Source organism: Streptomyces finlayi (assembly GCF_014216315.1).
GTDB classification, from domain to species: domain Bacteria; phylum Actinomycetota; class Actinomycetes; order Streptomycetales; family Streptomycetaceae; genus Streptomyces; species Streptomyces finlayi_A.
This window is the reverse complement of record NZ_CP045702.1, coordinates 5224200-5248979: the sequence shown is the minus strand read 5'-3', so window position 1 is coordinate 5248979 and position 24780 is coordinate 5224200. Positions and strand designations below refer to the sequence as shown.

22 protein-coding genes, 3 pseudogenes and 1 other annotated feature are annotated in these 24780 nt (G+C 67.3%); of the genes and pseudogenes, 6 read left to right on the top strand and 19 right to left on the bottom strand.

What is annotated here, in order from left to right; translation table 11 throughout:
- The first annotated feature begins 18 nt into the window (after positions 1–18).
- On the top strand, positions 19–714 hold the full coding sequence (locus F0344_RS24210; protein WP_185300780.1) for a hypothetical protein: 696 nt from the start codon (positions 19–21) through the stop codon (positions 712–714).
- An 81-nt stretch (positions 715–795) separates the two neighbouring features.
- Here F0344_RS24210 and F0344_RS24205 read toward each other — a convergent pair whose 3' ends face one another.
- The 4 genes and pseudogenes from F0344_RS24205 to F0344_RS24190 form a co-directional block, all read right to left on the bottom strand.
- Positions 796–1869, bottom strand: a complete 1074-nt coding sequence (locus F0344_RS24205) for a hypothetical protein (protein ID WP_185300779.1) — start codon at positions 1867–1869, stop codon at positions 796–798.
- Positions 1870–2031: 162 nt separating this feature from the next.
- A complete protein-coding gene (locus F0344_RS24200) occupies positions 2032–2718 on the bottom strand; it encodes a DUF317 domain-containing protein (RefSeq protein ID WP_185302865.1) in 687 nt (228 codons plus the stop codon).
- Positions 2719–2796: 78 nt separating this feature from the next.
- The gene (locus F0344_RS24195; RefSeq protein WP_185302864.1) at positions 2797–3078 is read right to left on the bottom strand and encodes a hypothetical protein; all 282 of its coding nucleotides are present in this window, start codon (positions 3076–3078) and stop codon (positions 2797–2799) included.
- A 103-nt stretch (positions 3079–3181) separates the two neighbouring features.
- A pseudogene (locus F0344_RS24190) lies at positions 3182–3551 on the bottom strand (DUF317 domain-containing protein).
- Between the two features lie 255 nt (positions 3552–3806).
- Here F0344_RS24190 and F0344_RS36880 point away from each other — a divergent pair.
- Positions 3807–4936, top strand: a pseudogene (locus F0344_RS36880) (IS3 family transposase); the annotation flags it as partial.
- Positions 4085–4213 (top strand) — a sequence feature (AL1L pseudoknot). Its footprint overlaps the pseudogene before it by 129 nt.
- 29 nt (positions 4937–4965) lie before the next feature.
- On the opposite strand, the gene F0344_RS24180 reads toward F0344_RS36880, so the two are convergent.
- On the bottom strand, positions 4966–6165 hold the full coding sequence (locus F0344_RS24180) for an ISAs1 family transposase (RefSeq protein ID WP_374940114.1): 1200 nt from the start codon (positions 6163–6165) through the stop codon (positions 4966–4968).
- A 279-nt stretch (positions 6166–6444) separates the two neighbouring features.
- Here F0344_RS24180 and F0344_RS24175 point away from each other — a divergent pair.
- A pseudogene (locus tag F0344_RS24175) lies at positions 6445–6681 on the top strand (hypothetical protein); the annotation flags it as partial.
- A 135-nt stretch (positions 6682–6816) separates the two neighbouring features.
- Here the strand turns inward: F0344_RS24175 and F0344_RS24170 are convergent.
- The 4 genes from F0344_RS24170 to F0344_RS24155 form a co-directional block, all read right to left on the bottom strand.
- Positions 6817–9918, bottom strand: coding sequence for a type I restriction endonuclease subunit R (locus F0344_RS24170; RefSeq protein WP_258050087.1), 3102 nt, complete (start codon positions 9916–9918; stop codon positions 6817–6819).
- A 3-nt stretch (positions 9919–9921) separates the two neighbouring features.
- Complete coding sequence (locus tag F0344_RS24165) at positions 9922–11193, bottom strand: restriction endonuclease subunit S (protein WP_185300778.1); 1272 nt, start codon at positions 11191–11193, stop codon at positions 9922–9924.
- Complete coding sequence (locus F0344_RS24160; RefSeq protein WP_185300777.1) at positions 11190–13169, bottom strand: type I restriction-modification system subunit M; 1980 nt, start codon at positions 13167–13169, stop codon at positions 11190–11192. Before F0344_RS24160 ends, F0344_RS24165 begins: the two co-directional genes overlap by 4 nt.
- Positions 13170–13627: 458 nt before the next feature.
- The gene (locus F0344_RS24155) at positions 13628–14068 is read right to left on the bottom strand and encodes a GFA family protein (RefSeq protein WP_185300776.1); all 441 of its coding nucleotides are present in this window, start codon (positions 14066–14068) and stop codon (positions 13628–13630) included.
- Positions 14069–14176: 108 nt separating this feature from the next.
- Here F0344_RS24155 and F0344_RS24150 point away from each other — a divergent pair, with 108 nt between their 5' ends.
- Positions 14177–15586, top strand: a complete 1410-nt coding sequence (locus F0344_RS24150; protein ID WP_185296855.1) for an IS4 family transposase — start codon at positions 14177–14179, stop codon at positions 15584–15586.
- A 427-nt stretch (positions 15587–16013) separates the two neighbouring features.
- Here F0344_RS24150 and F0344_RS24145 read toward each other — a convergent pair whose 3' ends face one another.
- Positions 16014–16934 (bottom strand): hypothetical protein, encoded by a 921-nt coding sequence (locus F0344_RS24145; protein ID WP_185300775.1) that lies wholly within the window; start codon positions 16932–16934, stop codon positions 16014–16016.
- A gap of 157 nt (positions 16935–17091) precedes the next feature.
- Here F0344_RS24145 and F0344_RS24140 point away from each other — a divergent pair, with 157 nt between their 5' ends.
- Positions 17092–17256, top strand: coding sequence for a hypothetical protein (locus tag F0344_RS24140; protein ID WP_179888481.1), 165 nt, complete (start codon positions 17092–17094; stop codon positions 17254–17256).
- Positions 17257–17418: 162 nt separating this feature from the next.
- Here F0344_RS24140 and F0344_RS24135 read toward each other — a convergent pair whose 3' ends face one another.
- Complete coding sequence (locus tag F0344_RS24135) at positions 17419–18285, bottom strand: SpaA isopeptide-forming pilin-related protein (protein WP_258050086.1); 867 nt, start codon at positions 18283–18285, stop codon at positions 17419–17421.
- On the opposite strand from F0344_RS24135, the gene F0344_RS36075 reads away from it, so the two are divergent.
- On the top strand, positions 18278–18457 hold the full coding sequence (locus tag F0344_RS36075) for a hypothetical protein (RefSeq protein WP_239987848.1): 180 nt from the start codon (positions 18278–18280) through the stop codon (positions 18455–18457). The genes F0344_RS24135 and F0344_RS36075 overlap by 8 nt on opposite strands.
- A 46-nt stretch (positions 18458–18503) precedes the next feature.
- On the opposite strand, the gene F0344_RS24130 is transcribed toward F0344_RS36075, so the two are convergent.
- Genes F0344_RS24130 through F0344_RS24095 form a run of 8 tightly spaced genes read right to left on the bottom strand, consistent with a single transcriptional unit; the run spans position 18504 to position 24757 of the window.
- On the bottom strand, positions 18504–18998 hold the full coding sequence (locus F0344_RS24130) for a hypothetical protein (RefSeq protein ID WP_185300773.1): 495 nt from the start codon (positions 18996–18998) through the stop codon (positions 18504–18506).
- Positions 18999–19024: 26 nt separating this feature from the next.
- Complete coding sequence (locus F0344_RS24125) at positions 19025–19501, bottom strand: hypothetical protein (protein ID WP_185300772.1); 477 nt, start codon at positions 19499–19501, stop codon at positions 19025–19027.
- 33 nt (positions 19502–19534) lie between these two features.
- A complete protein-coding gene (locus F0344_RS24120; protein WP_185300771.1) occupies positions 19535–20413 on the bottom strand; it encodes a DUF317 domain-containing protein in 879 nt (292 codons plus the stop codon).
- Positions 20414–20454: 41 nt separating this feature from the next.
- On the bottom strand, positions 20455–21678 hold the full coding sequence (locus F0344_RS24115) for an ATP-grasp domain-containing protein (protein ID WP_258050085.1): 1224 nt from the start codon (positions 21676–21678) through the stop codon (positions 20455–20457).
- 56 nt (positions 21679–21734) lie between these two features.
- On the bottom strand, positions 21735–22073 hold the full coding sequence (locus tag F0344_RS24110; protein WP_097242940.1) for a hypothetical protein: 339 nt from the start codon (positions 22071–22073) through the stop codon (positions 21735–21737).
- Positions 22074–22113: 40 nt separating this feature from the next.
- The gene (locus tag F0344_RS24105) at positions 22114–23355 is read right to left on the bottom strand and encodes an MFS transporter (RefSeq protein WP_258050084.1); all 1242 of its coding nucleotides are present in this window, start codon (positions 23353–23355) and stop codon (positions 22114–22116) included.
- The gene (locus F0344_RS24100) at positions 23352–23867 is read right to left on the bottom strand and encodes a hypothetical protein (RefSeq protein WP_053928733.1); all 516 of its coding nucleotides are present in this window, start codon (positions 23865–23867) and stop codon (positions 23352–23354) included. The genes F0344_RS24105 and F0344_RS24100 overlap by 4 nt, the downstream gene beginning before the upstream one ends.
- A complete protein-coding gene (locus F0344_RS24095) occupies positions 23864–24757 on the bottom strand; it encodes a winged helix-turn-helix transcriptional regulator (protein ID WP_185300770.1) in 894 nt (297 codons plus the stop codon). The genes F0344_RS24100 and F0344_RS24095 overlap by 4 nt, the downstream gene beginning before the upstream one ends.
- Positions 24758–24780 lie beyond the last annotated feature (23 nt).

Genomic DNA, 24780 nt, shown 5'->3' with positions numbered 1-24780 from the left:
ATCACAAGGGGTTTTCGCATGCGCCGTTCCACCACGACCGCCCTCGCCCTGAGCACCCTCACCGTCCTCGCCCTGACGGGCTGCTCCCGCAGTACCGAGCCCGCCGACACCTCGGCCGCGTCCTCCGCACCCGCACACCGGGGCGGTAACAGCGCCACCGCGTCCGCGCCGCTCTCGTCGGCCAAGCTGAACGAGCGGCTGCTGAACGAGAGCGACCTGGGCGAGGGCTACACCCGCAAGCCCCAGGCCGCTGACCAGCACGACGACGTCACCGTCATCGGCTGCCCGGAGCTGGAAAAGCTCGGCAGCGACGCGGCCACCGGAGCCACCCTCGACTTCACCCGCAAGGCGAAGGTGTCCTTCACCTACGCCGGCAGCACCAACTCCGAGGTGAGCGAGGAGCTGTACAGCGACAGCGCGACGAAGCTGTCCAACGGGATCGGGAAGGTCTTCAACGCGATGGTCTCCTGCCTGTCCTACCACGTGGCGTCGGGCAGCACCGTCATCGACATGGGCACGCAGAAGACAGCCGCGCCCGACCTCGGCGACGAGCAGTGGAGCCAGCTGCTCACCTACTCCGCCGGCGGGCAGCGCAGCGTCGTCAAGCAGACGGCGATCCGCGCCGACAACATCCTGGTGATCGTCTCCGGCTCGCCGGGCCTCGTCGACGCCCACTTGGACAAGGCGCTCACCAAGGCCCGCACCGCACACTGACCCGCTCCACCGACCGAAACCCCGGTGTCCGGGCCTGTCCCTCCGACAGGCCCGGACACCGGGGTTTCGCCATAAGAGTGATCAGCCCGTCAGGCGGAGTTCGCCGGGCTCGTAGCGCAGTTGGAATGTCTGCGCGTGCTCCCCGTCCATCCAGTACAGGGTCATGGTCGAGAGCATGCTTCTTTTCACATACCGGGTTCGTGAGGGCATTCCTTCGTCCTGCTCGACGATCCAGGATTCCACCCGTTCCGGCAGACTGAACCTCAACGCGTATACGTCCGGGTGCTCGGCCGAGCGCAGTTCCCAGACGGGATGCGAAGCCGACTGAGGCAGTCGGCGCACGCGCACGGCGTGCGTCGGGTGCTCTCTCGCATAATTCACGAACCCGTACAGGTCATTCGACGCCAGCCCCAGAACGAACGGTGCTGCGGGAAAGGCCAGCACAAGACCCAACGTGGACCGGCTGTGCAGCGCCTGGGCGAGTTCATCGAGCGGCTCACGGAACTGATCGGGCAGGTATGCGTCCTCGGCGTACATGTCCAGTAGTGGGCCGCGAAGGTACGCGCGCAGCTGGTGCACCTTCGGCTGCTCGCCCGCGGGCGCGGCTTCGAGCGCTGCGTGAATTGTGTCAGCCGCGCTCCGGACGAGGTTCCGCAGTACGGCGAAGTCCGGAGCGGAGAGGTCGATCAGGGATATCTGATGGGCCAGCGCGTAGTCCTGGGCTTCCTTGGTGAAGCCCGACGTGGCGAAGATCGCATAGTTGTAGCGGTACCGCGTCCTCGGCCGGCCCGTACCCGCAGCGGTAAGAGTAGTGGTCTCGCCTTCGTTCACGTCGTGAATCACGCCGTGACCGTTGCGCACGGTCGGCAGACCTACGCGCGTCGAGGTCAGATACTTCGCCTCGACGAACAGGCGGACAGGCAGCGAGAACGGCGGGACGTACCGGAACTGCCCGAGCGCGTCGACCTGGTGCCATGCCCCGCGCCCACGGACCAGCAAGCCATTCTTGTCCTCTTTAAGGACCTTCCAGGGCTCTTTGTCCTTATCGTCGTTGGCCGTGAGCACTTCGAAGCCGCTGGATCGCAGCAACCAGGCCAGCACCTCCTCCAAGAGGTAACCGCGCAGTGGTCCTTTGCCTATCCGTTTGGCTTTCACGGGAGCGATCCTATTCAGGCCCCGGATCCCGGATTCACGGCGGCGCCGCCTTCCCGGCACGGGTACGGCGAAGGCCCGGTGGTTCCACCCCCGAGGGGAGAGTGGAACCACCGGGCCTGAAGGGGTGGGCATCGCCCCGTGTATCCCGTTCTTCGGTCGTCGTCAGCTGCGGTGGACGACGGTGAGGCGGTCCTCCGCGCCTTCGGGCAGCCTCCGGCGCGGCACCGGGCCGGGTGCCGCGAGCGAGGAGGCGAAGGCGGCGACCAGCTCGTGCGGGACGCTCGCGCTGAAGCTCGCACACCACAGGTACGGCGCTCCCAGCACGGGTTCCGCCCATGCCTGCCACCCCAGAAGGTCGTCCCGGGGGTCGGCGTCGTGGATGAGCGGCGGAAGCATCTCGAGCGAGACGCTGCCGGAGAAGCCGGGGTCCGTCGCGGTCGTGCCGGGGCGGTCCCTGTCGCGCAGCCAGCCCCGCGCACCGAGCGCGGTGAGCACCGCCTCGGCGCCCTCGAACCCCACATCGGGTGTGGCGCAGGCGTCGAGTGCGAGCAGGAGGTCGGCGAGGGCCTCGTGCGGGACGCCGGCAGTGAAGTAGGCGTTCCACTCGGTCATCGCCGAGGCGGCGTGGGGACGGGCCGACAGCTGCCAGGCCACCGGGAGTCCGCCCAGCTCGAACGGGTAGGCGGCGAGGATCCACTCGGCGCCGCGCAGTCCGTCCGGGCTCACGTAGAGCAGGGTGTTGCGGGAGGTCGGCCACATGCGCCAGCCGAGGCCGGTCAGGGTGTCGCCGATCCGCTCGGCAAGGGCTCCGTCATCGCCGGCCAGGTGACGCGGGGTGACCCAGTACAGCGGGTCCGGCGAGTCGGGGCGGGAGGGCTCGATGGGGTGGTGCGGGTGCAGGGGCGCCTCCGTAAGTTCGGGGATGAATCACTGGCCGGTGTTCGGCCCGGTCGCGCCGCGTCGGCGGCGCCGGGGTGCCTCGACCGGCTCCTGCCAGGTCAGAGCCACAGCCACCGCAGGCGGCAGGGGGCCGAACTGCTCGGCCTCATCGGACTCGGCGATGTAGACCATCGGCCGGCCGCGCTCGTCGACCGTGTTGTGCACAGCGCCCAGGCGGTGGGCCATGGGGAAGAAGGGGTTGATGGCGAGCCGGACAGGCGTGTCACGGTCGCAGGCGGACAGCAGGTCGAGGATGTCGCCGACGGTCATCTCGGGCGAGTGCGGGTCCAAGGCGTTCTCCTAGCGGTGGCGGACAGGGCCGCGAGAGCAGAGGCAGCGTACGCGTCACGTACGGAGAGAAGGGGACTGCAGGTCACAGGGGCCGGGAGGTGGCCATGATCCGGGCCACGACAGCGGCGACGATCTCCGTCGGCGTGTCCGTACCGAAGGCCATCCGGTACCCCGGCACATCCGCGGTACCGGTGACGGCGATCACCCAGCCCTCGCCCGTCACCCAGTCCTCGTCGGCGCCCGGGACGGCCGTCGGGGAAGTAGCCGAGATAGAACCGGCCGTCGCGCGAGCTGACGTGCACATCGGCCCGGTCATCCACGATGTGGGTGAAGTCGGCGTCCGTGAACTGGTCGATCACCTCCATCGGCTGGCCGGCACCCAACTTCCAGGAGCGGAGCCGCAGGGCCGCGACCGTCGTGGCGAATCCAGGTTGCGCCGCATTCAATGCCACAGCATCACCTCTCTGACCTGGGGTTTTACGGGAAGGTCGTTTAGGTTGACATGCCGTGGCAGCGTCCACCAGTCCTTTGGGCGATCTTCCTTGTCTGCCACCGGCGAACTTTCCGTTGCCACTCAACCCAGGCTTTTGACAGTGAACCGAGCCGTACGCGCCGAGCAGGCTAGGACGGCTCGGAGCAAGATCTGGGAGACCCCTGAAGCGCCCCGGGTTTGATGGAGATCATCAAGACCCGGAAGGATGCCGATCATGGCTGCTCCCCGTAAGTACCCCGATGAACTGCGCGAGCGCGCGACCCGGCTGGCGGTCGAGGCCCGCAAGGACGCTGTCGGCCGGGCCGGTGTGATCAAGCGGATCGCCGACCAGCTCGACGTGCACCCCGAGGCCCTGCGGGGCTGGGTCAAGCGCGCCGAGATCGACGGCGGCCTGGTGCCGGGGACCACCAGTGCGGAGGCCGTGCGGATCGCGGAGCTGGAGCGGGAGGTGAAGGAGTTGCGGCGGGCGAACGCGATCCTGAAGTCCGCGTCGGCTTTCTTCGCCGCGGAGCTGGACCGCCCACTGCGCTGAAGGTCGACTACATCGACCAGCACAAGCAGGAGTTCGGCGTCCAGCCGATCTGCGACGTCCTCGCCGAGACGGACGCGCCGATCGCGCCGAGCACCTACTACGCCCACCACACCCGCCCCGAGGCGGCACGCACCATCCGGGACCGGGAACTCACCGAGGAGATCCGGGTGATCCACCGGGACAACTACGGCGTCTACGGCGCCCGCAAGATCCACGCAGCCTTGCGTCGGGCGGGGAAGACGGTGGCCCGCTGCACCGTCGAGCGCCTGATGCGCGCGGACGGCCTGCGAGGCGTCTCCCGGGCGAAGTCCCCGCGCACCACCCGCCCGGCTCCGGAGACCGGGCGCCCCGCCGACCTGGTGAAACGCGACTTTACCGCCACCGGACCGAACGAGCTGTGGGTCGCGGACATCACCTATATCCGCACCTTCGCCGGCTGGGTCTACGCGGCCTTCGTCATCGACGTCTTCTCCCGCAAGGTCGTCGGCTGGCAGGTCGCCACCAGCCTCTACACCGATCTCGCCCTGGACGCCCTGGAGATGGGGATCTGGCGGCGCCGCCGCGAGGGCGTCGACCTGGCCGGCCTCATACACCACAGCGATAGAGGCGTTCAATATCGCGCCCTGCGCTACACCGAGCGCCTGGAGACCGAGACGGCTGTGGCGTCGGTCGGCTCACGAGGCGATTCCTACGACAACGCCCTCGCCGAGGCATTCAACAGCTTGTTCAAGGCTGAACTGATCCGGAACAAGGGGCCCTGGCACGGCATCAACGACGTCGAGGTCGCCGTCGCCGAGTACGTCGACTGGTTCAACCAGCGACGCCTCCACGCAGGGCGGCTTCAAGTTCCCGGTAGGAGCGGGCTGTCGGTGATGCCCCAGATCCAGACGGCGTGTTCGGGTGCGTCCCGGATCGCTCGGGTGGTCTTGGCGATGTTGTCCGCTCCCAGCAGTCGCAGCCTGCCGATGGCCAGGTTCCGCAGAGCGGCCATCGCCCGCGGCGCGCTGCCGGTGTGGACGGTGGAGGCGTCCTCGGCGAACACCACATCTCTGACATGGTGGCTGGAGTTTTCGATTCCCCAGTGCCCGCGTACGTATCCGCCCAGGTCAGCGGGGCTGGCCTGGTGGGTATCGAGGCTGGTGACGGCGTAGACCGTCTCCCGGGTCTGCCGCTTGCCGCTCTCCTGGCGGCGCCGGTGGATGCGCAAGGCCAGCCGCGCTTCCGGGAAGGCGATCCCGCCCAGGTTCTCAGCGATGGCCATGGCCTTGACCGAGCGGGACTCCCGCCGCCCGTGCCCGGTCCCGGAGACCGTGTGCGCCACGGGCACCTGCTCCCACGGCAGGGCCTTGACCTGGGCCGACGCGGTCGGCTGGTTTCCCTTGATCACCGCGATGTAGTGGGCCTTCTTCTCTTGCACCAGCCAGCGCACCTGGTCCTTGACGCTGTGCAGGGCGTCGAAGGTGACCACGGCGCCAGCCAGATCGAGTGGTTCCAGCAGCGGGCGGAAGGCGGCTGTCTCGTTGGTCTTGGCCCCCACCTCCCGCTGGGCCAGGGTGACGGTGGGGGCGTGGGTGACGGCGGACAGCAGGTGCCGGTGGCGCTGCTGCCGGTGCGCGGATCCGGACAGCGCCTTGCCGTCCACCGCGATCGCCGGCCGCGGCGACGAGACGGTGCCGCCGACATCGGTGTGGTCGCGTTCGGCCAGGTAGGCACCGATCGCAGTGTCCAGGGCATCGCCGTCGAGGGCGGCCAAGAGCCGGGTGAGGGTGGCATGGGACGGGGCTCGCCGACGTCCGGGCAGGTGGCGGCGGATGCCGAACTGTTCCAGCACCGTGGTGGTGGCGCGCTGTCCCCACTCGGTGATCTCGGTGATCGTCCGGGCGCCGGAGACGACTGCGCAGGCGCAGATCAGCAGCAAGCCGACCAGGGGATACCACCGACCGCGACGCGAACGCGGATCGGGTACGCGCCGGAGGTGGGCGCACAGGCGACCGGTGTCGTGCTCGTGGAGGGGACCCAGTTTCGCCAGAACGGCAGGCACCGGGAAGGATGGAGCGGCAGGCACGGGACCTCAAAGTGATCAGCTGGCGTAGACACCCTGATGATCACCGGTCTCGTGCCTGTGCTGTTGCCGCGTCAACTCCCGCTGGGCGCGGACGATCTACGCGATCCCGGAACTTGCAACCGCCCTGGCCTCCACGGCGAGCTCGGCCATGTCCCGCCCGCCGAATACGAGACCCTGAACGCAACACCCGCACCCTCAACGACCTCAGTCACAACCAGCTGATCGACTCTCTACAAAACCCGGGGCTTGACACAGGCTCTCAGCCGGTACGAGCTGGGCGTGCTCATCGCTCGACGCGACGGACTCGACGCATCGCGACTGCCCACCGGCCTACGGGCCGACAGCATCCTTCCCGGCCCCCTCGACATCCGCCTCGACAGCCGCTCGACACAGCGCAAGGTGCGCACCACACTGCGGGGCGCGCACCAGTTCCTCGCCCCCACGGCCTGGACGGCGCAGCCCGCCGACCGCGCGCCACACGGGCGCCGGTAGAAGGACGACGCACGCGCAGTTCAGCGAAAGCGCATCGGGCGCTTCAGCATCCGCGCCGAATACGACTGGTGCGGCCAGTCATGGCGACGACGCGATGACCGTCCCGGCCCAAGCGCAGAGGGCTTCGCCCCTTTCTCAGATGCCCTCCTGCCCCGCGTCCAGGCGCACACCATGGAAGGCGCCTGCAATGATGCTGTCCAGGCCCTTGCCGTCGCCGACGACCTCGGCCACTACCCTCCCTAGCTCACCGGAGGCAGCAAGCAGGGTGTCGAGGATCCGGTCACGAACCTTCTCGGACTTCAAGAAGTTCTCCAGGCTGTTCTCCAGCGCCCGCGACCTCAGCACCTCATCCGACTTCGCAGCTTGGATGACAAGCGCCATCAGACCGGCGACAGCGGACTCCGACAGATCGTCGAACAGGGTGTTGAGGGTGTCGATGACCTCAAGTAGCGGGACCATTTCGGGGTCCTTCACCTTGGCCGTGCCCAGCGCGCTCGGCCCCGTCAGCTTGTCGCCCTTCTCGGTGACCGAGGCGTTCGTGAGGCCCTTGTCCTTCTGCTCGATAGCTACCAGCCGAGCGCTTGAGATGTCGATGTCATCGTGGGTTCGCTCGGCGTGGATCCATTGGGCCAATTCACGGCAGAACGCACACAGGTCTTCCAGTGGGGAGCCTGAGTAGTCGTACACCTGGGACAGGAAGTCGTACAGCCGCACGAACGAGGAGACGTTCTTACGGAACTGCTCCAGCCGCTCCTCCGCCTGAGTGTCCTCGTCACCCTGGGCCTGATCCCATGCGTGGGCGAACCGGTCCTGGGCCCGACTCATCGCGGCTGTGATCGCGTTGCGGTCACTCGCCTGAGCGCCTCGAATGAACTGGTCCACGTCCTGAGTGTCGAAGATTCCGAAGGTGCGCAGCCCCATTGCCAGCACGTGGAGTTGGTTGGGGTTGGTCTCGGTTTCGATCTCGGCTTCTTCGTAGTACGGCGCGAAGGCAGCCTGGATGTCCTTTGGCTCGTTGATGAAATCAAGGATGAATACCCTGTCCTTCACCAGGTTGCCCGTCCGGAAGGTACGGTTCAGGCGTGAGAGGGTCTGCACCGCTTGGATGCCGTCCAGACGCTTGTCGACATACATCGCGCACAGTAACGGTTGATCGAACCCGGTCTGGAACTTGTCCGCGGCTATCATGACGCGGTAATTAGGCTCGGTGAAAGCTTCGGCTAGGTCCAGTCCTGCACCTGGGTTCATCTTGGCTTCGGAGACCTCGTCGTGAATACCGGACTCAGGGTCGTCAAGGGTTCCGGAGAAGGCGACAAGGGTGCCCAGGTCGTACCCCTTGGACTTGATATACCTGTCGATTGCCAGCTTGTACCGCAGCGCGTGCTTGCGCTCCGATGTCACGATCATGGCCTTCGCGTGGCCGTCGAGCAGACCGGCCACATTGACCCGGAAGTGCTCGACGATGATCTCGACCTTCTGGGCGATGTTCGTCGGATGCAGGCGCACGAACCGCTTCAATGCTTTGGCCGCCGCGGTCTTCTCGACCAGGTTGTCCTCGTCGTCGGCGGAGACGTTGACACCGTTCTTCTTGATTGCTTCGGCGATCTGGTAAACGGTCCCGTAGTTCTGGTAACGAGGCAGGACGTTCAGGATGAATCCTTCCTGAATGGCCTGCTTCATCGAGTACACGTCGAATGCGGAGGGCTTAGCCTCGGGCGTCTTGCGGCGCCCGAACAGTTCGATCGTCTTGGGCTTCGGGGTAGCGGTGAACGCGAAGAACGACACGTTGGGGGTCGGGGCATCGGCAAACACGTTGATCGTGTCCTCGGTGTCGACCTCTGCCCCCTCGTCGACTTCCTGGCCTCCGGCGCGCAGGACCTGACGCACCTTCTTTGCCGTGGCGCCGGCCTGCGAGGAGTGTGCCTCGTCCGCGATGACCGCGAACCGGTGCCCGGCCAGAGAGTCGTCCTGCGCCAGAAGCTTGAGCACAGCCGGGAAGGTCTGGATGGTCACCACCACGATGCGGCGACGGTCCTGAAGTGCCTTAAGTAGGGCACGGGACTTGGAGCCTTCGTCGGTGCGGGCCCGCTTGTCGACGTTGTAGACGTAGTCCGGCTTGCCCTCGATCTGCAGGACCGCGCGCTGCATCTGATCGTCGAGCACCGTGCGGTCGGTGATCACCAGCACCGTGTCGAAGACCTTGCGCCCGGTGTGGTCGTGCAGGTTCGACAGGCGGTGTGCGGTCCATCCGATCGTATTCGTCTTGCCCGACCCTGCTGAGTGCTGGATGAGGAACCGTCCACCCACGTTCTCAGCATTGATCTGCTCGACCATCCGCGAGACGGCCTGCCACTGGTGGAAGCGCGGGAATATCACGTTGGTCGAGGTCTTACGCTCCCGCGTAATCGCGTTCGTGCTGGTCTTAACGTCCACGAACAGCGTGGACCCAAAGATGTCCAGCCACGTGTCGCGGGCCATCACTTGCTCCCACAGATATGCGGTGGCCGGCCCGTGCTCGTTGACTGGGTTGCCCGCGCCACCGTTGTTGCCCTTGTTGAATGGCAGGAAGTAGGTGTTGTCACCGTCCAGTTGGGTGGTCATACGGACCTCGGACTCGGTGACCACGAAGTGCACGAGCGCCCCGGTGCCGAACGCCAGCAGTGGCTCTCCCTTGGGCTTGCGGTCCTGGGCGTACTGCTTGACCGCGGCGTCGATCGACTGCTTGAAGTTGGTCTTCAGCTCGAACGTGGCAACCGGGATGCCGTTGATGAACGCGACCAGATCGATGCTGTCGTGTGGCTTCTGCCGCGAGTAGTACACCTGCCGCATGATCCGCAGGCGCACCTTGCCGTAGGCGGCCATGCGGGTGCCGTTCGTCGGGTCCGCCGGGCGCCACTGGACCATCTTCAGCTCGTCCCGCAGCCCTATGGGAACGTCCGAGCGCAGCAACTGCAGGGTTCCGCCAGGGCCACCGCCCTTGTTGTCCAACGGTGTGGAGCGCAGCTGCACGACCAGGTCCAGCAAAGCCTCCTTCGCCGGTTCCGCCCGCGGGCCGGAACCCGTACTGCGCTTCCACGCCTGAGGGTCCAGGTCCTCAAACCAGTCGAACAAGTCCTCCGGGAACAGGGCACGCTCCGCGTCATACCCCTCCCCGTTCGGTGAGTACAGCCACCCGTGAGCCTCGAGGTGCTCACAGATTTGCCGCTCGAACCGCTCCTCATACGTCAAGTCCACCACGGCTCAGGCCCCCTTAGTGATGTCGATCTGTCCGGTCACGGCCGCAGTGATGAGCGCCCTGCGCCGCTCCCTGGCAAGCTCAACGTGTCGCTGCGTCTTCGCGATTAGGGTGTCGAAATTCGTTGCCTCGCGATCCAAGCGTTCGAGGATGCGACGCTGTTCGGCTAGCTCCGGAACATGCATCGGAAGATTCACGATCTGATCCCTGCTGATGTTCTGCATCGAAGAGCTCGCGCCAGAAGCGGCCACTTCGATCAAACCCCTGATTCGGCGGCTGGCCATTAGATGCGCGACATACCGCGGCAATGCCTTGGACTCGTCAAGGGCGAGAGCGTAGAGCTTGTCGCTCAGCATGAGCCGCGGGTAGTCCCCGCACACCACTGCCGCGCTACCGACAAGGTCTCGGGTGTTAGCCCGGGAGACTACGAGATCGCCACGTCTTACCACGGTTGAAGGACGCGGCTCCAGGTCTTCTGGGAGTACCTTATTTTCTTCCGGGCGGAAGAGCCCACGGTTGGCGGCCCCGGCCTTCAGGACTGCCCAGGTCTGGACTCCATCACCGGGCCAAGGAAAACACTGTGGGCTCCACCCTTGCCGAACGGACCGCACCAGATGCTTCAGCCGTGTACCGGGCACCGCCGCCGCAACCTCCGAAAGCTCGTGCTCTACGACAGCTTGACGCCGTTCCTGCAACAGCCCGATGAACCTCTCCTGCGCGGCAATTAGGCTGTCGATCTCCGCAGTCTCACGATCCAGGTAGCCAGTGATCGCACGCTGCTCATGGCCAGAAGGGAGCGGGAGGGGAATGGCGGCTAGCTTCTCGGCTGTCAGATGCGGCATGGAGACGATGTTGCAGTATCTCCGGATGTACCCCGTGGCACGCAGGGCAATCAGATAGTAGGTAAGAAAGCGTCCGTCGTTCCCAGCATTCGGCCTGATTCGGTTGATCGAGTTCTGAAATCCCCAGCCTTCAAGGTCTTCACCGACGTACGCGGCACGGCCAAAGCCACCCTGTCCGCCCTCGACCACAACGACGTCGCCCTGTTGCAAACTCAGATCTTTCAGTTCACGGGGCGAGAACCACATTTCCTTCACGCCGTCCAGCGAGAGCACGCCGTCAGGCTGGACGTTGGCGGCCCTCATGTATGGAGCCAAGGCATCTTGCCCAGCGCCTTTCGTCTGGAGCATCTTGCCTAGGGTGACGCTGCCCTGATGCTTGACCTGACCGAATGTCCACGGCGGCTGGGTGTCTCCCCAGGGAAGAGGGGTGCTCACTTCCCCTCCTCCACCTTGCGCAGCAGGCCGAGGATCTCCTGCAGGGACTCGTCGAGGTCAGCGTCAATGTCAGCAAGAGCACGCGGAGGCACGTACTTGTAGAAATGGAGGGGGAAGGGAATTTCGTAGCCCACCTTGGTCTTGGTGTAGTCGATCCAGGCGTCCTTGAAGTGGGGCTTCACCTCTGCTTCGAAGTACGCCTTGATAGTGGCCTCCTTAGCGTCGTGGCTCTTGGGGTTCCCATCCCAACCAAATGGAATGTTTTCGGTATCGCGAAGGGGGATGTCGGGCTCTGGCTCGCCCTTGTTCTTGCCGGACGGGAAACGGCAGATGTCGGCGCTATCGTCGCGCTCGCCGAGCGTCTGCCACAGAGCCTTGCGCTGCGCAGAGGTTAGGTTAATTCCCCGCGAACCGAGGTGCTTGCCCAAGTCGGCGAGAAATTTCTCGCGGTTGAGGTATTTCCCCCCATTGAAGGAGATGAGGGCGCCGCTGAGGCCATCGACGTCACCGAGGGACTTGTGCTCGCTAACGAGGGAAACGCGCTCTGGGGTCGTCTCGAAATTTCGGCGCATGGGCCGTTCGACGGTGATCTGCCAGGAGGCGAAATCGAGGTTATCGAAGATCTTGGACGTGTCCGAGGACTCCATGGCCGCATACTGCTGCAAAACTCGCTCACGAGCGGCCTCGTCGATCTCAACGCGCTTGGAGCCCAACGACTTGCGCATCTTGGCGCCCAGATCGGTGGCATCGATAAGCTGCACCTTGCCCTTGCGTTCGGTGCGCTTTTTGTTGTCGAAGACCCACAGGTAAGTGGGGATGCCGGTGTTGTAGAACATATCGTTTGGCAGCGCGACGATGGCTTCGATCAAGTCCTTCTCCAGCAGCCATCCCCGGATGCTGCTGGAGCCGCTCCCGGCACCGCCGGAGAACAGGGGAGAGCCATTCAAGACGATGCCGGCGCGGGCGCCGCCGTCCTGGCTGTCAGCGGGGTTCATCTTGGTGATCGCGTGTTGCACAAACAGCAAAGCACCATCAGACGTCGGGGGCAGGCCAGCTCCGAAGCGACCGCTGAAGCCCTTCTTATGTTCCTTCTCCACGTCCTCGGCGATGTTCTTCCAGTCCACGCCGTAGGGCGGGTTTGAGAGGATGTAGTTGAACTTGTCGTCTGGGAACAGATCGTTGGTCAGGGTGTTGCCCAGGACAATGTTCTGGGGATTCTGGCCCTTGGCGAGCATGTCGGAGCGGCACATGGCGTACGACTCGGATCGCAGTTCCTGCCCGTACAGGAGAAGCTCCGCATCCAAGTTCATGCGCTGCAGGTGCTCCTCTGCCACGCTGAGCATGCCGCCGGTGCCGACGGTGGGGTCGTAAATGCTGCGGATGGCGTCGCCGGCCAGCGCGTTATCGTCCTCGGCGAACAGCAAATCGACAAGCAAATTGATCGCGTCGCGTGGCGTGTAGTGATCACCGGACTCAGCGTTGGACGACTCGAAGTCCATGTAGATGAGGTGCTCGAACAACTCGCCCATCTTGGAGTTCGGCACAGTCTCGGGAGATAGGTCGAGGTCGCGGAACTGGCGGACAATCGTGGCGAGGATGCCGCCCTTCCTCATCCGCTCGATGTGCTGGGGCAGGTGGAAGTTCGCGAAGACGTCGATGTCCTTGCTGAACCCGCGCACGTATTCCAGCAGGTTGTCGGCCATGTCGTCGCCGGAGTCGTACACCGTGGCCAGGGTGTGCGTCGTCGTGTTGTAGAACTTCACGCCCCCAGTGAAGGACTTGATCATTTTCACACGCAGCGTCTCGTTCGGCTGCTGAGCAACAATCGCGGCGACCTGGGCGCGGTGGGGCGCCATGACGCACTCGAGGCGCCGCAAGATCGTCATGGGCAGGATGACGTCACCCGCCTTGTTGCGGGCATAGACCCCGCGCAGCGTGTCGGCGACGGCCCAGACGTCCTTCTGCAGGTCGACCACTTGAGTTGTCCTTCCTAGCACGGGCGCAAGGCACCCGCTGAGAGACTGACCAGTGACGGTGCTGGTCCGCACACCAAAATGTAAATGGTGCCACTGACAGCACCGGCCCCGTTACAGAAGATGGGCTGACCCTACTTCGGCGGCACGACGACTGGATGGGACGACAACTGACCGCTACTGCCCCCTGCGCCCCACTCGCTGTCGATCGGGCCGGGGGGCAGCGGGCGGAGACCGCTACTCTCTGACTGCTGTGGAGATCCCGGAACCCGCCGGACCGACGTACATCAATCCAGACAAAGTGAACCTGGTGCGGCCCGCATGGAGGATCTGCCCGGCCACCCTGTCCCCGCGCGAGCAGTGCGTGGTCTTCAGCAGACCGTCGTGGGGCGCCCGTTTAGTCCGGTGGATGGGCATCGCTACAGCGGGTGGTGTCGCCGACCAATGGGCGGTTTGGTCGGTCAGCCGGCCGTGCTGTGCTTGTTCTCCGGCACCGGTGGCAGCCAGTGCACGGCTTTGCCTCGGAATGACGCGTGGATCGGCACGAGGTCTGGGCTGCAGGTGTCGTCGAGAGCGGTGACGTTGATGCCAATCTCCGGGATATCGCTATCGATCGCCGCGAGGCGGCTGCCGCAGGTCGGGCAGAAGCCGCGTTTCGCCTCGCCTTCGAAGGTCTCGTACCAGGTCGGCTCGCCGCCTTCACCGGTCCAGGTGACCGTCTGGAATCCCACCCACCACATCACCGGTGTACCGCCGAGCTTTTGACAGTGGCGGCAGGCACAGGTGTGGGGGAAGACAGCTGGACCTCGGGTGGTGAAACGGATACGGCCGCACAGACAGCCGCCGGTACGTTGCCCGGCTGTTTCGGCTCCCTGGGCGTCGGCGGCGGGGGTGGCGTTCAACGCCGTTGCGTTTGGGTTTTGAGTCGCAGGTCAAGCCCTGTTGAATGACGCAACGGGACGTCCTGATAGATCAGCTTGTGTCGAGCAAGAAGATCATCGGGAGTCCCGTTGCAGGAGAAGTCTGTCATCACGCGCACGGTCGAGGCGGCCGGGGGTGTGTACGCGCCCGGCCACTTGGGCGAGCTGACCCAGATCGTGGACTTCGTACTGGTGGACGCGGTGATCGATGAGACAGGGTCACGTGAGAAGCGGCTGCGGCTGCTGCCGTCCCGGGTGGTGGTCTATTTCGTCCTCGCGCTGGCCCTGTTCGAGGACTGTTCCTATCGGGGCGTGTGGGGCAAGCTGACGGCGGGGCTGGAGGGACTGCCGTTGGTGCGTCCGGCGGTCTCCTCGCTGTCCCGGGCCCGACGGCGGATAGGAGCGGCACCGCTGCGGCGGCTGTTCGAGATCCTCGCCGGACCCGTCGCCCACCTCGGGCAGGCCGGCTCGTTCTATCGGGGGCTTCGGACCGTGGCCGTGGACGGCACCTTGCTGCACGTGCCCGATGAGGAGGCGCTCACCTGGCGCTATCCCAAGCGGGCGGGCGAGAGCGTGGAGTTCGGCTACCCGCTGCTACGACTCGTGGTCCTGGTCGAGTGTGGCACCCGTGCCGTGCTGGCCGCCGCGTTCGGCCCCGAGAGTGACGGCGAACTCACCTACGCGGGACGCCTGTTGAGTGTGCTGGACCGCACGATGCTCCTGCTGGCCGATGCCGGCTTCGACGCGAACGAGTTCGCCCGGGACGTCCAGGCCACCGGCGCCCAGTTCCTGGTGCGCTCCTCCGCCCGCCGCATACCCACCCCCTTCCGGCACCTGGACGACGGCTCCTACCTGGCCCGGATCGGCTACGGCGTCCTGCCCGTCATGCTGACCGTCCGCGTCATCGAGGCGTCCGTCACCGTGACCCTGGCCGATGGCACCGTCCGCACCGAGCAGTGGCGCCTGCTCACCACTCTCCTCGACCCGGCCGCCCACCCAGCTGCCAGGCTCGTGGATCTCTACCACGAGCGGTGGCAGTCGGAGACGACGTACTTCTCGATCAAGGCAACGATGCTGGACGGCCGTGTCCTGCGCTCCCGCAGCCTGACCGGCCTCGACCAGGAGGTCTACGCCCTGCTCACCACCTACCAGGCCCTGATCCGTGCCGCTTCCGACACCGCCTGCACCCGGCCCGGCCTGGACATGGACCGCATCAGCTTCACCGTCCTGCAGACCACCGCCGGCGACACCGTGACCACCGCGACCGCGATCCTGCCCCCGACGGGACCCGCCGACCTCGTCGGCACCATCGGCCGGGCCGTCCTCGACGCCCTGCACCCCGCCCGCCACCGGCACCGCGTCAAGGCCCGCACCCGAAAGAACCCCACCAGCAAGTACGGCCCGAACGCCGGACAACACCCCACGACCAGCCAGAACTACACCGTCCACACCACTGTCACGTTCTTCGAGCACGGACTTGCGAGCCGCTCGCGGACGTAAACGCAACGGTGTTGGGGTGGCGTTCATAAGGTGATCTCCCGGGATTTCAGCAAGTTGGGCCCTCAGCGTGCCATCGCTTCTATGGTCGCCAGGGCGCTCTTAGTACGACCCTGGGACTGGTGGGCTCGCATGTTCGGTGCCGCGTGTCTATTCATATGGACGAACGGCCGCCCCTCGTGGGCGGGGATGCGGGGCAGCAGGGCGGGCCGGGGACCTGAAGGCACCGCCCACCGTCCACCAAGCCGATTCCGACAACTTCCACCCGAACGCACCATGAAGCCCCTGCCCAACAGCCCGGGAATCTGTCAACGAGACCATCCCTCCTATGCTCCGGCCGTCGTCTGTCAACGGCCACCGAGACGCCCAGGTGGGGGTCGTGGGACAGCCGGGCGGCGGCGATTGCGGTGGAGCGCGGCCTCGGGGACCGTCAGTGCGCCAGTCTGAGACGTGCCGACTCTGTGGCATGGGAGGCGGATTCGATCAGTCCGAGTTCTCCGGCGAGAGTTCCCACGAAGGCATCGACCGCCTCGATCGCGTGACCTTCCATCGTGTCGGGCTCTGCGAAGTACGCAGCGAACTCTCCTGCACCGATGGTTGCCATGGCGGGCCGGCTGGCCTGGTAGTCGGCCCAACTCGGCCTGTATACGGTGCGTACTCGGTCGAGTTCGGTTTCGTCGATCTCCTCGTGCCGGAGGCTGCGGAAGGTTTGCTGGCGGGCCTTCCACATGGCGATGTGGTGCTGGACAGAGATCGGCCCGAATGGGCCAGGAAGCGCTCGTTCGATCCTCGGCATACCCGGCTGAGTCGACCAGGGCGAGTTCAGCTCCGTGAGGACCGAGGTCAGTCTGTTGATGTCGATCCGCCCGGTCCGCTCGCCCTCCTCGATGACGAGCTGGGCGGCGCGCCGTTGCTTATGGGTGGCTGAGGGGTGGGCAAGTTGCTCGACCAGGGTGCGAACGTTCTGGCCTCGTCGAACGGCGGTCGTCTGCCCGGCGGCGCGTGCATGGGTACGCCAGGCTCGGCGCGCCTGCGGGGTGGGCACGATCGTGTCGTCGATCAGCCACAGGAACAGCACGACGCGGATTAGAGCGCGCTGCGGGATGCGCCCCAGGGGGGAGCGCTCCCGGGCCTCAAGAAGTCTGGTGAACAGCTCGCGTTGCTCGGGCGGGAAGATCCGCGGATCGCTGCCGTGCGCGCTGGTCTTGCGCGGTTCGGGGTTGGCGAGCATGCCGTCCTCGACCCAGGAGGTCACCATTCTGGGACTGGCTTTCACACCCATCGCGAGCGCGTCGGCGACCAGGTCGGCCGACGTTCCCTCGGTCCACGTGGTGGCCTGATCGCCTTTCATGGGGCCGAACTTACATCGAAATTCGAACCCTGAAAGCTGCGTTCAGCACACGTCACCCGTAAGGCTTGGGTCCAGCAGAAACTGCGCCCCGCACCGTATCCCTGCCAGGAACACGCGGTGCGGGGGCAGCCGACACATCCCCTGAACGGAGACCGTCATGTCCCACCGTACGCACCGCCCCGCCCCGAAGCGGCGACGCGCCCGCCACCGTCTTGTCGTGGGCCTTGGGCAAGCAGCGCTCTACGCCGCTACCGCCACGTTGGCCGGCGGGCTGGTCCGCGAACTCCTCCACCTGGTCCACATGTCTGTCTCCTCGTGCTGACCTGAACAACAGGGAGATGTCGCGTCCGTGCCAGCCGTGCGCGGCATCTCAGCAGCGTCCCGCTACGGGAACCGACTCGATCGGGCTGTCCACCCCACGCGCCCACGCAAAAGCCCCCGGAATCATGGAATCCGGGGGCCTTCAGCGATGTGGGCGGGCAGGTTAGTTTTCGTCGGTGGAGTCGTCCGTACGACGTCGGCGGGCCGCGTAGAGGGCGCCTCCGCCGGCGGCGATCAGCACTCCGGCGCCGCCGATCATCCACGGGGTGGCGTCCGCGCCGGTGTGCGCGAGCGAGCCCGCAGGGGTGGGGGCCGCGGTGCTCGACGCGGTCTCGTCGGTGGTCGGGGTGTCCGTGGCCGAAGCCGAAGCCGACGGGGCCGGGGTGTCCTCGTCCTTGCCGGGCTTGTCCGGCGTGGGCCGGTCACTCGGCTTGTCGGTGGGCTTGTCGCTCGGCTTGTCGGTGGGCTTCTCTTCGGGCGGCGGGGTGGTGGCGGTCTTGGCGTTGGTGACGGTCACCGTCACGGGATCGCCCGGCTTGGCCTTGAACGCCTGCGACGGCTTGTAGATCTCGTAGCCGTCGGGCGCCTTGACTTGCTTGACCCAGAAGTCGCCGCTGGTACGGGAATTGAGGGGCAGCTTGCCGCTTGCCGTGCCGTCGGAGCCGGTGGTCAGCGTCAGGAGGGTCTTGTCGCCGCTGCCGATGTTGACCGTGGACCCGGCCAGCAGCTTGCCGGTCTTGTCGTCCTTGGCCTTCAGCAGGACCGAGGCGTCCTTGAACGGATCCACGATCGTCAGGGGCGTGTCGGCGCCGGGCGTGACGATCACGTCCTGGTCGTCGACAGTGTCATGCAACGGGCTGCCGCTGGAGGTCTCCTTGAGACGGTAGACCCCGGGAGCGAGGTCCTGCAGGGCGAGCTGTCCCTGGGCGTTGGTCTTGCCGCTAGCGGCCTCCTTCCCCGCGGAGTCGAAGAGAGTGAAGGCCGCCCCGGCGAGGACGTCGCCGCCGGGGTCCTTCTTCAGGATGGCCACACCGCCGGACTCCGTCTCGGCCGCGCTCTTCGGAGTCGAGGACGCGGAAGCGGACGGGGTGGGCTCGGGGCTCTGGGCCGAGGCGGTCGGCGCCCAGGACAGGCTGCCGGTCATGGTGGCGGCGACGGCCACAGCAGCTGGAAGGGTGCGAACGGAGCGGATGCGCAAGTAGGGACTCTCCAAGGGAACGCGTGCGGTTGATGGAGCAGGGTGGTGATTCAGCGGGAGCGGCCAGGCGCCGGACGCGGAGGTGCTGTCGCCGGGGCGGCCGGTGAACGGGAAGGCGCGGTGATCGCGTATCTGCGGGCTGCGGCACGGACGAGCTGCTGTTGCTGCTGTACGGGCAGCTGCTCGATGCCGGACAGGCCCTGGGCGATGGCCAGACCGAAGGGGGAGCCGGCGTCGATGCCGGCGGCCTGCACGATCTGCGCTGCGGCCTCGGCTTCGACCAGGACGCCGTAGGTGCTGGGGACACCGAGCATGTGCTCGGCGTGGTCGCGGGCACCGCCGAGGACTTCGGTAAGCGGGACGTCGTCATCGTTCAGACGGTCCTCGACGATGTCGAGGAGGGTCAGCGTCGCGCTGTGCAGCCGGTCACGGAACGCAGGATCCGTGATCCAGAATCCGTTCGGGACCGACGGCGGAGGCGGGCCAGAGACCGCGGTGGCCGGCGGTGGCTGTCGGTGCGAGGGGAACCATCGGGGCGGGGACATCCGGAACTCCGTGGCGAGGTAGGTGGTCAGCGGCTGCGGGGCGAAAACGCGGTGGTGGGTGTGGGCTGGGTGACCGGTCGGGCTGGCGGTCGGGACACGGCGGGCTCCGGGAACCAGACGTGGGCGTACTGCTCGATCGCGGTGCGCAGCCCCGTGCCGTCCGCGCCGTGCCACGGCGGCTGGCTGCTGTTTGCGTGCCAGTCCCGGATGACGGCGTAGCCGTCGCGGCCGGCCACGAGCCCGCGGGCGGTGTCGCGGCGTTCAAAGGTGCCGTGGTCGGCGAAGCGAAGGATCGCGGTGTCGAGGACACCCTGCTCGGAGTGGACGACACGCAGGCGCAGTCCGTCGTACTCGCCGTGGCGGATGGTCGGGGCGAATCCGATGCACAGCCGCAGCTCCGAGTTTGGCTGCGGGGCTGCGTACAGGGCGTCGCCGACGATGGCGTACTGGTAGAAGGGCAGTTCGAGGACGTCATCGAAGAACTGCTGTGCGTGAAGGGGCACATGACCTCACAGGCAAAGGGGGCGATCTGGCAGTCAGCGGCGCGGGCTGGAGGGACGGGCGGGCAGGAGCGCTGAAGGGGTCGTGGTGGTGCTCCAGCGCGGGACGCTGCGCGTGGTGAGTGCGGGACGCCGTCTCGGCGCGGTGCGGTGGACGTCGAGGGGTGTGGGCACCGGGGGCGGCGGCGGTGTGACGGGCACGAGCTGGGCGTGATCACGCAGTCCGCGCGACAGGAAGTCCTTCCAGCGCGGCAGCGGCGCGGGGTCGGACACGCTCTGGGTGATGGCCTTCACCAGTGGCGTCGGGGTGTTGGTGGAGGCGGTGGCGTACCAGCGGGCGTATCCGTTCTTCGGGCCGCCCCACATGTACCAGCGGGCCTCCAGCGTGGTGAGTTCCCTCTCCGCGTCGAGCCGGCCGGTGGCGTATTCCAGGCCGGCCATCCCGTCCGGGGTCTGCAGTTCCATCACACCCCACCGTGGATGCTGGATCTGCCAGCCGCGGTTGATCAGAGGGGCGACCGCGTTGAAAGCGGCGAGTTCGGGGTCCGTGGGGTCGGGCTGGGCGAGGTAGCGATCGGCCCCGTCTTGATATGCCTGGGCCAGGGCCCTGGTGAAGGCGGCGACGAACTCGGTAGGACAACTGTCATTGAAACTGACGCCCCAGGCGGGCGGCCCGAAGCGGTCCACATAGGCGTTGATACGCCACAGTCCGTCGTCGTCGCCTTCGGGCAGGAAGCCGAGACGGACCTTGTGGTCGGGGGCGTTGAGGTAGGCGTTGCCGAGGTCGTCGTGGGTCAGCTCCCAGCCGAGCTGCATCAAGGGCTCAAGGGCGGGGTCGCCGATGCCGGTGGTGCCGGCCAGGTAGCGGGGGAAGACGTAGACATCGCCGTCGATGTCGAGGTCGAGATCGGTCAATTGGACATCCGGGAGGGTCGGGGCGGGCGCGCGGGGAGGCTCTAGGCGGGGGTGACCTGGACGGCCAGGTGCCGGTACGCCTCGGTGGAGCGGGCCTGCGCGTCTGCGGCGTTGGCGCCGGTGGTGATCAGGTAGCCGATGCGGGCGGTGAACATGTCGCCGCCGTCCTGCGGCAGGACGAGGAGGTCGCCGACTTCCCGCTGGAAGCTGACGCGCTCGAGCCAGGGGAATGTGTCGTCGAGACGGCGCTCGGTGAGGGTGCCGGAGTAGGCGGGGTAGACCAGCCGGATCGCCGCCGCCCGGCTGCGTGTCGAAGTGAGGTCGGGAGCCAGTCCGCAGGCCACGTCAGCGGCGGCGCGGGGGAGGTCGACGCCGGTGGCCAGGCGCACGAGGTGGCCGATCATGTCGCCGCCCAGGCGGGCGTTGACCTCGACCAGGCGCGGGCGCCCGTTCACCAGGCGCACCTCGACGTGCTGGACGCCGTCGGTGATGCCGAGCGCCTTGACGGCTGCCGCCGCGACGGGGGCGACCTGGGCGAGCAGTGGGTCGGCCGCGTCGACGCAGTGGGCGACCTCTTCGAAGAACGGCGGGTCGCCGAGGGTCTTGCGGGTGACGGCGACCGCGGTGGTGTGGCCGCGGTACGTGACGCACTCGACGCTCACTTCCGGGCCGTCGAGGAATTCCTCCACCAGGACGTGGGTGCTTTCGATACCGTCGCGCGCTCCCGCCGAGGCGAACTCGAAGCCGGCGGGCAGTTCCTCCACGCGGTCCACGCGGATGACGCCGATGCTGGCGGCGCGGGCAGCGGGCTTGAGGACGATGGGGTAGCCGATGGTCTCGGCGGCAAGCGCTGCCTCCAGCAGTGTGCGTGCGGTCATGGAGGAGGCCGAGGGGACTCCGTGCCGGGCGAACAAGGTGCGGGCGGTGGCCTTGTTGCGGGCCGCCTCCATCACCTCCGGGCTGTTCGTGGGCAGGCCGAGCCGGCGTGCGAGGCGGGCGGTCTGGGTGAGGTACCACTCGGTCCACGTCGCCACGCCAGCCAGCTGGTGGCGGTCGGCCAGGGCCCGACCGGCCTGGGCGAGCGCCTCGGCGTCGTCGGGGTCGGCGATCTCGAAGTCTCTGATGAATTCCTTTTCCCACGTGGGCTCGCCGGGGGTGATCAGCACGATGTCGTAGGACGCGGCGACGCTTTCGAGACAGTAGCCGCGGTACGCCTGCGCCTCCGATCCGGAGGTCGTCGAGACGAGGATGGTGCGAGAGGGCAAGGAGGCACTCCAAAGTGGATGAGCTGAGGCGTAGTTGAGAGATGACGCGCAGGAGTTCAGGGGGTGCGGCGGCGGCGCAGCTCGAAGGCGGGAGCCCAGTGGGGGTGGTCCTCGATCAACTTGCGGGCGTAGAACGCGGTGTAGTTGTTGTTGAGGCCGCGCACGCCCTGGGGCAGCCGCCACCGCAGTTCTTCGAAGAGGCCCTTGAGCCCGATGCGGGTGGCGCCGGCGGCTATCCGCTCGGCGGTCAGCCGCTCCAGGGCCCGGTAGACGTAGGGGTGCTCGCAGTCGAAGGCCAGGAACTGGTCGGTGAGCGTGGGCCGGGAGCCGGCGCGAAGCGAGGGACGAAACACCGGCAGTACGGTCTGGGTCGCCGTGGCGTCGGTCGTGGGCATCGGATGGGTCTCCAAGGTGAACGGTGGGGCGGCCGGCAGGTCAGGCGAGGGAGGCGCGCAGGCCGGGAAGGGTGCGCAGGCGCGCGAAGGCGATGAACAGGCCGAGGGCCTGCAGAACGGCGCAGCCGGTGATCACGTGGCCGAGCAGGGTGGGTGGCACAGCGGCAATGAGGACGCCGGCCACCGGAAAGGGCAGCAGGAGGACGAGGATCGTCAACGAGAGGGTGCTGCCGAACACCTCGGCGGGGATGAGGTGGGAGCGCAGGGTGCGCAGTACGACGGTCATGCCGCCCTCGCCGGCCATGAGCACCGCGATCAGCACGAGGTACGCGGTGTAGGTGTGGGTCAGTGAGACGGCCAGGCAGGCGCTGGCGGCGATGGAGGCGGAGAGAGCACCGACCGGCCATAGGCCCCACCGGTCGATGGCGCGTCGGCAGACGGCGACCGTGACCAGTGTTGCTGCGGCGGCTACGGACCAGATCACACCCACGTCGGCGCTGGAGTGTCCGAGCTGCTTGACCACGATGACCGGGGCCGCGGCCTGGAGGAGGCCGACTGCCAGGTTCGACAAGGTAAGCCCGGTGATCAGCCAGGCCAGCGCGGGGAGCGACTTGAGCGTTGTCCAGCCGGTGTGGAGCCCCTTGAGGATGGGCTCCGGAGCGGTGGTGTGCTGCTGGGCGGGTTGCCGGGGGGCGAACGCGCAGGCGAGGAGGGAGAAAGCGGCGATCGTGGTCAGCATCCCGGATGCCCCGGCCTGCTCCAGGAGCAGGCCGGCGAGTGCGGGGCCGGCCAGGGTGCCGACCTGGTCGATGCCGAGCAGTACGGACTGCACGCGGTGGGCACGCTCGCCGGCCGCGCGGCTGGCCACGCCGCCCGCGGTTTCGGCGGCGATGTAGGAGAACTCTGTGAGCACGCCGGTCAGGGCGGCGAGCGCCATGACCGTGATGATGGTGCTGAGACCGCCCTGTAGTTCCGGCAGGGCCAGCGCGGCGGCCAGGACGAAGACTGCTCGTGACCCGGAGGCGAGGCGGAAGACGCGGGTGGTGCCGTAGCGGTCGGTCATCGCCCCGGCGAGAGCGAAAGCGCCGAGGCGCGGGATCCACTCCAGCGCGAACGCGAGACCGGTCAGTGCGGCGGAGTTTGTGGTGGCGAGCACCAGCAGGGGGATGCCGTACGTGGTCATGGCGAACGCGCCGGCGTCCATGCTGCGGGGCAGGTAGATGCCGCGCAGCAGGGTGGGGACCGGGCGGCGGGCATGCCGCGGTCCGACACGGGTTCTCACGCAGCGCGCCCGCCTTCCGCCGGCTCCTGAGAGGAGCGGGCGTCGGCGTGATCCAGGGCGCGGGGGTTGGACTGCAGCCAGTCGGTCAGGGCATTGCGAGGTGCCGATGGCTCCGGCGACGGCCCGCTCGGGTGCGGGTCGCGGCTGTGCAGCTGGAGGGTGTGCTGAACCCGGGTGACGAAGTCGACGGTGACGGCAGGGAATTGGCGGGCGCGGGCCCAGCGGGCCGCGGTGTCGTAGACCTCGGCGAGGGCCTCGCCGCTCTCGGTGAGCCGGTAGCGGTCGGGGGTCGTTTCGTCGGAGTGGACCAGGTGGAGGGCGCGGGCGGTGTCGATGGCGTGGCGCAGTTGCCCGGGAGTGAGGTCGCCGAAGGCACCTTGCAGGCTGCCGCGCCGGTGGCTGATGGGCCCGTTGTCGTCGATCTCGGTGATCAGGCGTATCAGGCCAGGCAGGGTGAGGGTCCGAATGGCGCGGCGTTCGCTCAGGAGGCTGTCGGGCAGGGCGCGGGTCATCGGCGCGGGCCTCCTGTCGGGGAGACCGGACGGGCGGGTATCTGGTGGGAGAAGAGGTCGCCCGTTTTCCACGCCGGGCTGTCCGAGGCCGTGGTGGTCAGGGCGGGGCCGGCGGACCGTACTGCGGGAGCTGCGGGTGTCGTACGCCGCGACGGGGTGGTCGCCCAGGGGCCGGAACGGTTCTGCGACGGGGCCGGGCCCTGCCCCCGAGGTCGGCGGGCATCGGTCTCGGCGGGCGGGGCGGCGGCCCAGGCGGAGATCGCCTGGAAGACGGGGGAAAGTGCCCGGCCGCTGGCGGACAGCTGGTAGTCGCCGGAGCCGCTGGCCGTGATGAGGCCGTCGGCGGCAAGTCGCTCCAGCGGCTTGTAGACGGCGGTCAGCCCGTAGCCGGGCATGGCTTCGGTGGCCAGGGTCTTGGCGGTCGCGCTGCCCCGGGCCTGCAGGGACCACAGGATCGGGGTGGCGTGCCGCGGCGCGATCAGGGCGAGCGCGTCGTCGATGTTCTGGGCCGGCGGGATCCGCTCGGGCTCTATCTCGCCGGTGGTCTTGTTGGCGACCGTGTCCTTCTCCAGATACGTGTCGCCCCAGGACGCGATCGTGGCGAGGACCGGCATCAGAGCAGCGCCGCGGCTGGTGAGGCCGTAGGTGACGTGGCGTGGGGCGTACTCCGTGCGCTCGACCACGCCGGCGCTGGTGAGGTGGCGCAGCCGGGGGTGGAGCTGGCCGTCCGCGAGCCACGGGAGCCGGGGCTTGATCTCGGCGTAGCGCAGTGTCTGCGAGGAGAGGGTCATCAGCACCCACACGCTCCAGCGCGGGGCGAGGAGATCCAGGGTCTTGGTGACGCCGGAGAGGTCGTGCGATGCGGAGGGGGGCGGCGCGGTGGTGGCCAAGGAAGGGGCTCCTCAAGCGGTAC